Below are 12,232 nucleotides of genomic sequence, written 5' to 3'. Positions count from 1 at the left end.
ATATGGTGGGTTATAAACCCACCCTACGGCTTTCGCCACGGCAATTGATAGTGCGGCAAGCCGAGTGGTTGGCGGTGGTCCGTCGATCACACACTAAAATTATTGACCTAGGGTCAGGACCCATTGATTTCCGCCTGTCGGCGTGATTCACGGTTCGAAAAACGAGCGGTGAACATGTCCGATCTTTTCTGGCTGACAGATGCACAGATGGCGCGTCTTGAGCCCTTCTTCCCGAAGTCCCACGGCAAACCCCGCGTCGATGATCGGCGTGTGTTGAGTGGAATTATCTTCATCAATCGCAATGGCTTGCGGTGGCGCGACGCGCCGAGTGCGTATGGCCCACACAAGACACTCTACAACCGCTGGAAGCGGTGGAGTGACAGAGGCATCTTTACCCGGATGATGGCCGGACTGGCTGCCGGGCACGGCGAAGAGAAGACCGTGATGATTGACGCCACCTACCTGAAGGCGCATCGCACAGCGACCAGCATGGGCGTGAAAAAGGGGGGCCTGGACGCCTGATAGGTCGGACCAAAGGCGGCATGAACACAAAGCTGCATGCGGTCTGCGATAGTCAGGGCCGACCGCTCAACCTGTTTGTCACTGCCGGTCAGGTCAGCGACTATATCGGTGCCCGCGCCTTGGTGAGCAGTTTGCCAAAGGTGGAATGGCTGCTCGGAGATCGAGGGTATGACGCCGACTGGTTCCGAGAAGCGTTGAAAGACAAAGGGATACGCGCCTGCATCCCCGGTCGCAAGCAGCGCAAGAAAACCGTCAAGTACGACAAGCGCCGCTACAGACGCCGCAATCGGATCGAAATCATGTTCGGCAGGCTGAAGGATTGGCGGCGTGTGGCGACCCGATACGACCGGTGCCCGAAGGTCTTCCTGTCAGCCATCGCTCTCGCCGCACTCGTCATTTACTGGCTATGAGTCCTGACCCTAGCCCGACCGGCACCCATAGATTACTATGGAGGCATTTCAATCGTTAAAAATCAGCCGAAGGTCCAGCATGGCCATCAATTTATTTGTCGATACGAATATATTCCTATCGCTCTACGCCTTTTCAGAAGACGACCTGATGCAGTTCAGGAACCTGTTTATACTTTCCCAAGAAGGAGAAATAAAATTTTTCCTCCCCAAACAAGTGATCGATGAATTCTGGAGAAATCGCGAAGCAAAGATAGCCGAAGCTATCAAGGACTTCAGACTACCTGTTTCAAGAAAGGTTCCAGCGCTTGCTCGAGATCTCCCAGAATCATCGTCCTACGAGAAAGACGCAAAGCAGCACATATCTTCACACAAGCTACTGGTGGACGCAGTTATAGAAAGAGCCAAATCAAACAAGTTAAGCGCCGACGAGCTTGTAGGCGAGATATTCGAAAAATCTAAAGTTATTGATGTGACAGACGAAATTTTGTCGCGGGCGCAGGCTCGCGTGGAGGTTGGGAACCCGCCCGGAAAAAAAGGGAGCCTAGGTGACGCATTAAACTGGGAGTGCATACTGTCTGAAATAGGCCTTTTGCAGACTTTGTGCTTTGTGTCCAGAGACAAGGACTACCGAAGCGCTCTACACGACAACCAGTTCAATGAGTTTCTTGCTCGGGAACTGATGGAGATGCACATCGCTGACGTAGAATTCTTCCCTTCTCTTCGCACATTCATGGCAGCGAAGTTCCCAAACGCTCCGATTGAAGCCTTCACTGAAGCCTCGAAGGCAGTGGCGGAGCTAGAAGCCAGCGGAAGCTTTTATGACACTCATATCGCAATCGAGAAGCTATCTCAAATAGATCACTTCTCGATAAACCAGATAAAGCGTCTGATAGCGGCTGCCGAGGAAAACAGCCAAGTGAACTGGATTCTGTCGGATGATGACGTATTCAAGTTCTACAAACTTTTACTCAATGGCTTCTCTGAAAAAATTCCAGGCCAATTAAAGGAAAAGCTTCAGGGACTCCTACCTATGCCAGAAGCCTCCGTACCAACTGAGGACGAGATCCCCTTTTAACTCCACCCGCAATCGTGACCCCCCATCCCTCCTCAATCATGCTACCCTCCCGCACGCAACCTCGGGGGAGACACACCATGAAACACCTCATCACCGCCGCCCTGCTGGCGTTTTTCGCCAGCCCGGCTGCCGCCTTCCAATGTCCGGCCGACATGGCCGCCATCGACGCCGCGCTGAAGACTGCCAGCCTCAGCGCCACCGACCTCGCGCGCGTCAAGCAGCTCCGTGCCGATGGCGAGGCGCTGCACCGGTCGGGCAGCCATCAGGCCTCGGTCGATGCCCTGGCCGAGGCGCGGGCATTGCTCGGGATCTGAGAAAGTTCGGGACGCGGCCGCGGGGCGCGCTAGAGTCCGGGGCAGAGGTCAAACGGAGGAACCAAACATGTCACATGTCTATCCCGTCACCGAAGTCTACGGCTCGTCCAGCGAGAGCATCGACGATGCCGTGAAACAGGCGATCCGCACCGCCAGCCAGAGCCTGCGCCATGTCGAATGGTTCGAGGTCACCGACATCCGCGGCCATGTGGCCGACGGCGAGGTGGCGCATTTTCAGGTGGGCGTGAAGCTCGGCTTCCGGCTCGAGCGCGACGGCGCCTAGGGAATCGACCGTTCCACGACGCGGCCTGCCGATTGCAGGTCGCGTCCGGCGCCCCGGACCGTCTCGCAGCCGGCGAGCGCGATCAAAGTCACCCCGGCAATCACCAATTTCCACATGCTCCGGCCTCCTGCGGGTTTTGCCCGACAGGCCATAACGCGATGCGGGCGCGTTGAAAAGCCGGCCTCGCCCCTCATGGCGCAATGTCGCGCAAAAGGCCCCGGGTGCAGCGCTCGATCAGCGCCAGCGCCCCGTCGAAATCGCCGGTGAAATAGGGATCGGGCACGTGATCCTCGGGGCCCTCGGCGTAATCGGTCAAGAGCCGCACCGGCGTGTCCGACCCGCCGCGCAGCGCCTCGATGGCATCGAGGTTGTCGGCGTCCATCGCGATGATCAGGTCGAAATCGTCGAAATCCGCCGGCGTGACCTGACGCGCGCGCAGCCGGCTCAGGTCATACCCCCGGACCCGGGCCGCCGCCTGCATCGGCGGATGCGGCGGGTGGCCCAGGTGCCAATCGCCGGTGCCGGCGCTGTCGAACCGCAGGTCGCGCCCGCCGGCCAGGGCCCGCGCCACACCTTCGGCGGCGGGCGAGCGGCAGATATTGCCGAGACAGACGAAGAGGATGCGGGTGGTCATATGCCTGCGCCTTTGCCAGTATCGCCCCGGGTGTAGCGCGCCCCGCCAGGCGGGGCAATCGACAGCGGCAGGGGGCCGGCATGGGCAGGATCGTCATTCTCACCGGCGCGGGCATTTCGGCCGAAAGCGGGCTGGGCACCTTTCGCGACGAAGGCGGGCTCTGGGCGCGGCACCGGATCGAGGATGTCGCCACCCCGGAGGGCTTTGCCCGCGATCCGGCGCTGGTCCACCGCTTCTACAACATCCGGCGCGCCCAGGCCGCCGCCGCCCGGCCCAATGCCGCCCATGCGGCGCTGGCGCGGCTCGAGGCCGAGAGCAGCGACGTGGTGACCCTCGTCACCCAGAACGTCGACGACCTGCACCGCCGGGCCGGCTCGCATCACGTGTTGCAGATGCACGGCCGGCTGGCGGGCGCGCTCTGCGATGTCTGTGGTCACCAATGGGAGGCGCCACCCGAGATGGACGAGGAAACCCCCTGCCCGGCCTGTCACCGGGCCGCGGCGCGGCCCGATGTGGTCTGGTTCGGCGAATATCCCCATTACATGGAGGAAATCGCGGCGCTGCTGGCCGAGGCCCGGATATTTGCCGCGATCGGCACCTCGGGGCAGGTCTACCCGGCGGCGGCCTTTGTCGAGGATGCGCGCGCCGCCGGGGCCGAGACGGTGGAGCTGAGCCTCGAGCCCACCGCCGTCTCGCATCTGTTCGATCATTGCCATAGCGGGCCGGCGACCGAGACCGTGCCCCGCTGGGTCGAGAGCCTGCTGGGCTAGCGCCCGGCGGCCGGTCCGACGCCCGAAAGGGGTTAATGCCCCGTCTTGCCGTGATCCGTCTGCTGACGCTCCAGATCGACCGGGATTGCCACTTCGATCTCGCCGGCCCGTTCGAAGGTCAGCGTCACGGTGACGGTGGCGCCCTGCTCGAACGGTGCGGCGAGCCCCATGAACATGACGTGATCGCCGCCCCGCGCCAGCGCATGGCTGCCACCCGCCGGGATGGCAAAGCCCGCCTCGACGTGCGTCATCTTCATCACGCCATCGCCCATGTCCCTGTGGCTGTGCAGCTCGACCCGCGCGGCGGCGTCCGAGCGGATGTCAATCAAGCGGTCCTCGGCACTTCCCTGGTTGTGGATCACCATGAAGGCCGCCCCGGCGCGGGCGTTCGACGCGCGGGCATAGGCGTCTTCGATCAGGATATCCTCTGCCAGCGCCGGGCCGGCCAGAAGGGTTGCGGCAAGCGCCGCGGAAAAACGGGTCAGGGTCATCTGAACCTCCGGAATTTGGGTGTGAGTCATTGGCGAATGGGTCACACCCGGGCCGGCGGCCCCCGGGCGCAGGACGCCGGCTGCACGCGCCCGGCCTCGGCCGTGCCGGGGCTGCGCGCCCGCCCCTGCCGGGTGAAGGCCCGGGCCAGCTCCTCGGGCGTTGCGGCCGGGGCGGCGTCAAACAGCGACAGCGCGCAATCGGGGCAGATGTGCATCGGGCCAACCGGCGCGCCGGTCTCGTCCACCAGCACCCTCAGCGGCCCCGCCCCGGTGCAGAGCACCATTACGCCGACCGGTGGTGGCGCCCCGCGGGCGACCGCCATGCTCTGGCCGGTGAGGCCGAGCAGCAGGGCCAGCAGCAAGCCGGCAAAGAGGCGAGGTTGGGCGCGCATGCGGCCGGGGTAAGCGATTTCCCCGCCGGCTCCAAGAGGCGTTAGTGTCGCTCGCGCGGCATCACCACTTGGTGAGGGGGGCTATTGCGACGGCCGGCGCGCGGGCATGCTTGGCCGGCACCGTTTTCGGAGATCCCGCCATGCTGACCAGACGAACCCTCTTTACCGCCCTGGCCGCCGCGCCGCTTTTGCCCCGTGTTGCGCTGGCCCGCGAGCCTGAGGTCTTTCAGACCGGGGGCGTCGCCATCAATGGCGCCGATCCGGTGGCCTATTTCACCACCGGCGGGCCGGTTCTCGCCGAAGGTCGCTTTGCCGCCGACTGGAACGGCGCGACCTGGCATTTCGCGCGCGCCGAGGATCGCGACGCCTTTGCCGCCGAGCCGGCACGCTACGCGCCGCAATTCGGCGGCTACTGCGCCTTTGCCGCCTCGCGCGGCTATCTCGCGCCCACCATCCCCGAAGCCTGGACGGTCTACGAAGGCCGGCTCTATCTCAACGCCAACCTGCGCGCCCGAGAGCTCTGGCTGGAGGATGTGCCGGGCAATATCGCCAAGGGACGGGCCAACTGGCCGGGCATCCTCGGCTGAGGCGGTCCCAGCCGCCGCCAATCACCGCGCGCCGCCCCCGGCGCCGGTCGCCTATTGCCAGGCCTGCTCGCCCGGAGGCGAGACGATGAGGTGACGGGCGTTGCGGGTGCGCAGGGTGCTTTCGACGTGAAAATCCAGCAGCTCGCCCAGCAGCGCCTGCTTGTCCGCCGCATGCACCGGATCGTCCCAGAGATTCACCCGCTCGCCGGGATCGGCCACCAGATCAAAGAGCTGGCCCGCCTCCGAGCCGTTGAAATGCACCAGCTTGTGGCTGGTCGAGCGGACCATGGTGAGATAGCTCGCGCCGGTCATGTTCACATCGCCGGCCTGTTCGCAAAAAACATGGCTGCGGCCGTCAAAGGGCTTGCCCTCCAACACCGGGTTCAGGCTTTCGGCCTCGAAACTGGCATCCGGCGTCACTCCGGCCCATTCCAGGATCGTCGGTCCGAGATCGAAGAGCTGCACCATCTCGGACACCTCGCGCCCGCCCTCGAAACGGCCCGGCGCCGAGACGATCATCGGCACCCGGGTCACCGCGTCATAAGGCGCCCATTTCTGGCTCAACCCGTGATCGCCCAGATTGTCGCCGTGGTCCGAGGTGAAGATGACGATGGTATTGTCCATGTTGCCGCGAGCCTCGAGCGCATCGAGGATATGGCCGACCTGGGTGTCGATCATCTCCATGTTGGCATAATAATAGGCCCGCATGCGCTTGAGCTCTTCTTGCGTGGGCTTCAGTTTCCACGCCACGCTGTCATGGTCGACCTCGACGTCGTGCTGGCGTTTCTCGATCCAGGGCGCGGCCAGTGCGGCCAGCTCCTCGTCCGAAACGTCGGGCAGCGGCACGTCGCGCGCCATGTATTTCTCGGCCATCTCCGGCGTCGGGTCATAGGGCGGATGCGGCCCGGGGAACCCGATGGTGAGAAACAGCGGCTTGTCCACCGGCTTGGTCTCCAGCCACCAGCATGTGGTCTCGCCGATGAAGTTGTCCGATTGCAGCGCCGCCGGCAGATCCCAGGTAAAGGCACCGAGGCGGTCCTTGTAATCGGGACGTTTGCGGTAGGTCTCGCGCTGCTGCTTTTTCAGCCCGTGCGAGGCCAGCGCCTTGTCCCATTCGTCGAAGAACCAGCGGCCCTCCATGTAGCGGTCCTTGTTCTCGACCACGTAGCGTTCGTGGAAGCCGGCCTTGGCGTCATAGGGAATGGTGTGCATCTTGCCGATGTTGACGCAGTGATAGCCGGCCCGCGCCAGATCGCTGACCCAGGTGCGGCTCCAGGGCTGGCCATTGGCCAGCACGCCATTGGTGTGCGGGTAATAGCCGGTAAAGAGCGAGGCCCGGCACGGTACGCAGGAAGGCGCGGTGACATGGCATTGTTCGAAGCTGACGCCGGTGGTCACCAGCCGGTCGATGTTGGGCGTGTCCATATGGGAGGCGCCCAGCGCGGCGATGGTGTCATACCGCTGCTGATCGGTGATGATGAAGACGATGTCGGGCTTCGGAGCTGTCATGGTCGGCTTTCAGAGTTTGAGGGTGTAGAAACGGTCGGCCAGCACGTCGAGATGGCTTTGCATCGCGGTGCGGGCGGCGTCGGAGGCGCCGCGCTCGATGGCCCGCAGGATCACCCGGTGATCCTCGGCCGAACGGCGGCGGTTGTCGGGGTGACGGGTCTGATCGTACCAGAAGGCCCACATCTCGCTCTCGCGCATCCGCCAGAGATGGCCGACAAAGCCGGCCAGCACGTCATTGCCTGCGGCCTGAGCGATGAGATCGTGAAACTTGGCATCGGCGGCGTCGAAGGCGGCCACGTTGTCGATGTTGGCGGCAAGCTCGTCATTGGTCTTGGCCATCAGCGCGATCTGCTCGGGCGTCGCATGGGCGGCGGCCAGCGCGGCGGTCTCGGCCTCGATCAGACGGCGGGCGGCCAGCACCGCCGAGGGCGGCGCGGCATCGGGCTCGTAGATCGGCGCCGCGCCGCGAGAGGCCGCATCGCGCACGAAGACGCCGGCGCCGACGCGGATCTCGATCATCTGCATGATCTCCAGCGCCAGCAGCGCCTCGCGGACCGTGGTGCGGCTCACGTCGAGGGTCTGCGCCAGCTCGCGTTCCGGCGGCAGGCGTTCGCCGGCGGCATATTCGCCCTTTTCGATTTCCCCCGCCAGGTGGCGGGCAATCTCGAGATACCGGCGGCTTCCGGTTGGCAGGTTCAGGAAATTCACGACGGTTCCTCCGCTTGCTTGGCCCGCGCCCGGGCGCCCAGGCGCGCCGCGATATAAGGCCAGATCACCGTGATCAAGGCCAGCGCCAGGAACAGCAGCGCATAGGGCCGTGTCAGGATCTCTGCCAGGTTGCCGTCGGACATCATCAACGAGGCGCGCAGCTGTTCTTCGGCGATGGGCGAGAGCACGAAGCCGATGACAAAGGGCCCGAGCGGCACCCGGCAATATTCCAGCCCCAGCCCGACAAGACCAAAGCCGATCATCACCCAGACATCCGAGAAGCTGGAGTTCACCGCATAGGATCCGGTGACGCAGAACACCAGGATCACCGCCATCAGCCCAGAGCGCGGCAGTTGCACGATACGGGCAATGTAGCGCACCGCGCCCCACATCAGCATCAGCATCAGTACATTGGCCACCAGGTAGGCCGCGATGATGCCATAGGCGATCTCGGGCGCGTTCTGGAACAGCAAAGGCCCCGGTTGCAGATTGTGGATGGTCAGCGCGCCGATCAGGATCGCCTCGGTCACCGAGCCGGGAATGCCCATGGTGATCAGCGGGATGAGCGCGCCGCCGATCGAGGCATTGTTGGCGCTTTCGGCGGCCACAACGCCGGGCTCGTGCCCGGTGCCGAACTTCTCGGGCTCTTTCGAGAGCTGCTTTTCGGTGGAATAGGACACCAGCGCGGCGATATTTGCGCCAATGCCGGGCAGCAGGCCGATCCAGGTGCCGATGACCGAGCCGCGCAGCAGTTTGGGTGCATAGCCGAGATCGCTGCGATAGATCGGCAGCTTGGACTTGGGCATGTCCATCCTGCCGCTTTCCTGCGGCGTGGCGGCATCGCGCAGGATCTGACTGATCGCAAAGGCCCCGATCAGCACCGGCAAGAGCCCGAAGCCCGACAGCATGGCGCTCGAGCCGAAGGTGAGCCGCGCCTGCCCGATCGAACTGTCGATACCGGGCAGCGCAAAGGCCATGCCCAGCGCGGCGGCCATCAGCCCCTTGACCATCGAGCCCTGCGACAGCACCGCCAGCATCACCAGCGCCATCAGCACCAGGGTGAAATATTCCCAGGGTCCGAATTGCAGGGCAAAGCGCGCGAGCGCCGGAGACATGCCGGCGAGGAACCCCCAGGAGATGATGCCGCCCACCACCGAGGCCATGATGCCCAGCGCGAGCGCGCGTTCGGCAAAACCGTTCTGCGCCATCGGATAGCCGTCGAAGGTGGTGACGATCGAGGCCGGCGTGCCGGGCATCCTCAGCAGGATCGCGGTGATCAGCCCGCCCGAAATGCCGCCGACATATTCGCCGATCAACAGGGTCACCGCGCTCACCGGATCCATGTGGAAGGTGAGCGGCAGGGTCAGGGCGATCAGCATCGATGCGGTGAGGCCCGGAATGGCGCCGACGACGATGCCGAGACCGGTGCCGACGGCCAGAAACAGCAGATTTTGCCACTCAGCGAGGGCGAGGAAGGCGTCAAGCATGGGTCAGCCGATCGAGATATAGAGAAAGCGTTCGAGGATGGTCGAGATCGCCAGCGACAGCACCAGACCGACGGCGGCAAAGACCGCCAGGTTCACCCAGCTGCGCGCGCCGATGACGAGGCCGGTGGCGGTCACGAAGACGGTGGTCGCGGGCACGAAGGGCATGCGGCCGAAATCGAGCGCGGCGACATAAAGCACCAGGGCGACGAAGACCAGCGCGCCGCGCCGTGGATCGGCGCCGGAGGGTGCCGCCGCACTGGCCTGCCCGGCGCGCAGACGCAGCAGGGCGCGGATCACCAGGATCACCGCGAAAAAGATCAGCAGCGTCCCGAGGATGCGCGGCAGCGCCGCCGATCCCAGCGGCTCGAAACGCGGCGGCGGCAGTTCGGCCGCACCGATGAACAATAGCGCCGCCCCCGCCGCCACCAGTGCGGCGAGAATGACGTCGGCGATGGTCTGGCGTGTCGCGTCGCGCAAGGCTCGGCCTCCCCTCTCAGGCATCGCGCCGGCGGGCCACAGCCCGGCCCGCCGGCGCGGGGATCAGTTGATCGTGGCCGCCACGGCCTTCAACGCCTCGAGCTGCTTTTCGGCATCGGCCATGGCCGCGTCTCCGGGCGTCCAATAGGGCTCGAGCGTGTTGTTACGGAAATACTCGACGATCTCGGGATCATTGATTGCCGCTTCCAGCGCCGATGCCAGCTCGGCCACATGGGCATCCGGGGTCGAGGCCGGCGCCAGCCACCAGTTCGGGTTGGCCCAGCTCACGTCATAGCCCAGCTCGGTCGCGGTCGGCACATCGGGCATGTCGGGCAGACGCTCGCGACCGAAATAGACCAGCGCTTTCAGCCCCTCGCCCTGGGCGAGATATTCCGACGCGGCAAAGAGCGCGATATCGGCATTGCCACCCAGCACCAGCCGCAGCCGGTCGGCCCCGGAATTGGCGGTGACGTAGCGGGTCTCGAAGCCGGCTTCATTGGCCAGCATGGCACCAACGAAATGCGGAATGGTGCCGATGCCCACCGCCTCGATCAGACTGCGCGGATTTTCCTTGAGATGCGCGATCAGGTCTTCGAGCGTGTCGAATTCGCTGTCCTCGCTGACCACCCAGACCGGGCTGCCGCCGCCGGTGTAGCCGATCGACTTGAAATCCTCGAGCCCGAAATCGCCCAGCCCCATCGCCATGGCGATCAGCGCCTGGTGGTGCCAATGCACGATGGTGTGGCCATCGTCATCGCCCCGGCGCATCCGGTTGACGGCATTGGCCCCGGCCCCGCCATCGGCATTGACCACCGCCATCGGCTGGCTCAGCAGGCCCTTTTCCTGGATCTTGTCGCCGATCAGACGGGCCACCACGTCGGTCCGACCGCCGGGCTTGAACGGCACGATGACCTCGAGCGGCTTGGCGGGGAAATCCTGCGCCTGGGCCGCGCCGGCGCCAATTGGTCCAACCGGAAGGGCCAAAGCTGCGACACCCAGCCCCAAGATCGCAATGAATTTTCGTGTATTAAGCAATATTCCGTCCTCCCACATTGAAAATTTGCCAATTTATGGCATATTGGACCAACCGATATAGGGAAAACCTCAAATTGTCCAGACCAATATCCGACACCACCGAAAAACCGAACATCCTGCTGGTGATGACCGATCAGCATGCGGCCCGGGCGCTTGGCGCGGCGGGGGACCCGGCGGCACAGACGCCGGCCCTCGATGCGCTGGCCGCGCGCGGCACAAGGTTCAGCAATGCCTATTGCCCTGCCCCGCTCTGCGTGCCCTCGCGCATGGCTTTTCTCACCGGGCTCGAGCCGCATGTCTCGGGTGTGCGCAGCAACGACGATTTCCTGCCCTCCGACATCCCAACCCTTGCCCATGCCATGGGTGCCGCCGGGTATGACACCCGGCTGATCGGGCGGATGCACTTTTACGGCCCCGATCAGCACCACGGTTTTGGCGCCCGCCCGATCGGCGATATCGGCGCCGGCTGGCCCGGCGCCGGGGCGCCGGATATCGGCGCACTCACCGGGGCGCGCGGCAACCGCGGCGCCGAATTGCCGGGGTCGGGCATGGGCGAGACCTCGTATCAGGCCTATGACCACGCGGTCACCGAAATGGCCGAACGCACGCTGGACGAGGTGATCGCCCGGCGCGATGCCGAAGGCCGGCCGTTCTTTGCGCTGGTCAGCCTGTTCTGCCCGCACCCGCCATATATCGCCACGCCGGAGGATTACCGGGCGATTGCGCCCGGGGTCGGCCCGCCGCGCCTGGCCGCACCGGCGACCCGACATCCCGCCCTTGCCGAATGGGCCGAAGCCGGCGCGGTGGATACCGTGCCCGAGGATGCCGTGATGCGCAGCCGGGCGGCCTATTACGGGCTGGTGCGGATGATCGACCGTCTGGCGGGGCGAGCGATCGACAAGGTGGCGGCCCGCGCGGACACCCTGGTGATCTATGTCTCGGATCACGGCGAGGCGCTTGGCGAGCGCGGCCTGTGGTGGAAGAGCACCTTTCATGACGAAAGCGCCAAGGTGCCGATGATCCTGGCCGGCCCCGGGATCGAGGCCGGCGCGGTGGATGATCGCGTGGTCAGCCTCTGCGACCTGTCAGCCACGCTGCTGGCGCGCAGCGGCGCCGCGCCCCTGCCCGGCCAGATCGGGCGCGATTTGATGCAACGGGCCGACTGGCACAACCAGGTCACCGCCAGCTATTATGGCGGCCTGATGAACATCCGCACCGGCCCGCAACGCCACCGGATGCTGCGCCGCGACCGGTTCAAGCTGTGCTGGTACGATGGCTATGCGCCACAGCTCTTTGACATGCGGGACGACCCGGATGAGCTGACCGACCTCGCAACCCAACGCCCCGAGCTGGTCGCCGAACTCGCCGCCGTGCTGATGCAGGGCTGGGATCCCGCCGCCATTGCCCGCGCGCAAGAGAGGGCGAAGCAACGCAACGCCCTCCTGCGAAGCTGGGTCGGCGCGACCGCCCCGGCGGAACATCTGCGCTGGCGCGATCCGTCACCGGAGCGCAACCGCTATCTCGCCAGCGGGCACTGA

The 12,232-nt window shown here is 64.9% G+C and carries 16 protein-coding genes; 7 read left to right on the top strand and 9 right to left on the bottom strand.

What is annotated here, in order from left to right; all coding sequences use genetic code 11:
* Positions 1-174 precede the first annotated feature (174 nt).
* The 4 genes from AC0J5K_RS04165 (at position 175) to AC0J5K_RS04150 (ending at position 2,604) form a co-directional block, all read left to right on the top strand.
* A protein-coding gene (locus tag AC0J5K_RS04165; protein ID WP_141224905.1) for an IS5 family transposase occupies positions 175-932 on the top strand; the annotation gives its coding sequence in 2 pieces (ribosomal slippage) (positions 175-511 and positions 511-932; 759 coding nt in all).
* Positions 933-1,011: 79 nt separating this feature from the next.
* Positions 1,012-2,007, top strand: a complete 996-nt coding sequence (locus AC0J5K_RS04160) for a PIN domain-containing protein (RefSeq protein WP_274565556.1) — start codon at positions 1,012-1,014, stop codon at positions 2,005-2,007.
* 77 nt (positions 2,008-2,084) lie between these two features.
* The gene (locus tag AC0J5K_RS04155) at positions 2,085-2,321 is read left to right on the top strand and encodes a hypothetical protein (protein ID WP_048530226.1); all 237 of its coding nucleotides are present in this window, start codon (positions 2,085-2,087) and stop codon (positions 2,319-2,321) included.
* Between the two features lie 67 nt (positions 2,322-2,388).
* Positions 2,389-2,604 carry a dodecin gene (locus AC0J5K_RS04150; protein WP_048530224.1) on the top strand — a complete coding sequence of 72 codons (216 nt, stop codon included), beginning with the start codon at positions 2,389-2,391 and terminating at the stop codon, positions 2,602-2,604.
* On the opposite strand, the gene AC0J5K_RS04145 is transcribed toward AC0J5K_RS04150, so the two are convergent.
* Together AC0J5K_RS04145 and AC0J5K_RS04140 are read right to left on the bottom strand one after the other, a co-directional pair.
* Positions 2,601-2,720, bottom strand: coding sequence for an entericidin A/B family lipoprotein (locus AC0J5K_RS04145; protein ID WP_074834579.1), 120 nt, complete (start codon positions 2,718-2,720; stop codon positions 2,601-2,603). The genes AC0J5K_RS04150 and AC0J5K_RS04145 overlap by 4 nt on opposite strands.
* Before the next feature lie 74 nt (positions 2,721-2,794).
* Entirely contained in the window at positions 2,795-3,238 is a 444-nt protein-coding gene (locus AC0J5K_RS04140; protein ID WP_274565557.1) for a low molecular weight protein-tyrosine-phosphatase, read from the bottom strand.
* An 80-nt stretch (positions 3,239-3,318) separates the two neighbouring features.
* Between AC0J5K_RS04140 and AC0J5K_RS04135 the strand changes: the two genes are divergently transcribed.
* Positions 3,319-4,008, top strand: a complete 690-nt coding sequence (locus AC0J5K_RS04135) for an NAD-dependent deacylase (RefSeq protein ID WP_074834576.1) — start codon at positions 3,319-3,321, stop codon at positions 4,006-4,008.
* Positions 4,009-4,040: 32 nt separating this feature from the next.
* On the opposite strand, the gene AC0J5K_RS04130 is transcribed toward AC0J5K_RS04135, so the two are convergent.
* Both AC0J5K_RS04130 and AC0J5K_RS04125 read right to left on the bottom strand, forming a co-directional pair.
* A complete protein-coding gene (locus AC0J5K_RS04130) occupies positions 4,041-4,499 on the bottom strand; it encodes a copper chaperone PCu(A)C (protein WP_074834575.1) in 459 nt (152 codons plus the stop codon).
* Positions 4,500-4,540: 41 nt separating this feature from the next.
* Positions 4,541-4,891 (bottom strand): hypothetical protein, encoded by a 351-nt coding sequence (locus tag AC0J5K_RS04125; protein ID WP_074834573.1) that lies wholly within the window; start codon positions 4,889-4,891, stop codon positions 4,541-4,543.
* A gap of 140 nt (positions 4,892-5,031) precedes the next feature.
* Between AC0J5K_RS04125 and AC0J5K_RS04120 the strand changes: the two genes are divergently transcribed.
* A complete protein-coding gene (locus AC0J5K_RS04120) occupies positions 5,032-5,478 on the top strand; it encodes a YHS domain-containing (seleno)protein (RefSeq protein WP_048530217.1) in 447 nt (148 codons plus the stop codon).
* A 51-nt stretch (positions 5,479-5,529) separates the two neighbouring features.
* Here the strand turns inward: AC0J5K_RS04120 and AC0J5K_RS04115 are convergent, their stop codons facing one another.
* The 5 genes from AC0J5K_RS04115 to AC0J5K_RS04095 form a co-directional block, all read right to left on the bottom strand.
* Complete coding sequence (locus tag AC0J5K_RS04115) at positions 5,530-6,987, bottom strand: sulfatase family protein (RefSeq protein WP_274565558.1); 1,458 nt, start codon at positions 6,985-6,987, stop codon at positions 5,530-5,532.
* 9 nt (positions 6,988-6,996) lie between these two features.
* A complete protein-coding gene (locus AC0J5K_RS04110) occupies positions 6,997-7,695 on the bottom strand; it encodes a FadR/GntR family transcriptional regulator (RefSeq protein ID WP_274565559.1) in 699 nt (232 codons plus the stop codon).
* Positions 7,692-9,182 (bottom strand): tripartite tricarboxylate transporter permease, encoded by a 1,491-nt coding sequence (locus AC0J5K_RS04105; RefSeq protein ID WP_074834570.1) that lies wholly within the window; start codon positions 9,180-9,182, stop codon positions 7,692-7,694. Before AC0J5K_RS04105 ends, AC0J5K_RS04110 begins: the two co-directional genes overlap by 4 nt.
* A 3-nt stretch (positions 9,183-9,185) precedes the next feature.
* Positions 9,186-9,659 (bottom strand): tripartite tricarboxylate transporter TctB family protein, encoded by a 474-nt coding sequence (locus AC0J5K_RS04100; protein ID WP_074834568.1) that lies wholly within the window; start codon positions 9,657-9,659, stop codon positions 9,186-9,188.
* 63 nt (positions 9,660-9,722) lie between these two features.
* On the bottom strand, positions 9,723-10,643 hold the full coding sequence (locus AC0J5K_RS04095; protein WP_274565560.1) for a Bug family tripartite tricarboxylate transporter substrate binding protein: 921 nt from the start codon (positions 10,641-10,643) through the stop codon (positions 9,723-9,725).
* A 125-nt stretch (positions 10,644-10,768) separates the two neighbouring features.
* Here AC0J5K_RS04095 and AC0J5K_RS04090 point away from each other — a divergent pair, with 125 nt between their 5' ends.
* On the top strand, positions 10,769-12,232 hold the full coding sequence (locus tag AC0J5K_RS04090; protein WP_074834565.1) for a sulfatase-like hydrolase/transferase: 1,464 nt from the start codon (positions 10,769-10,771) through the stop codon (positions 12,230-12,232).

This window comes from Marinovum sp. E3 (assembly GCF_055755275.1).
This window is presented reverse-complemented; position numbering and strand designations above follow the sequence as displayed.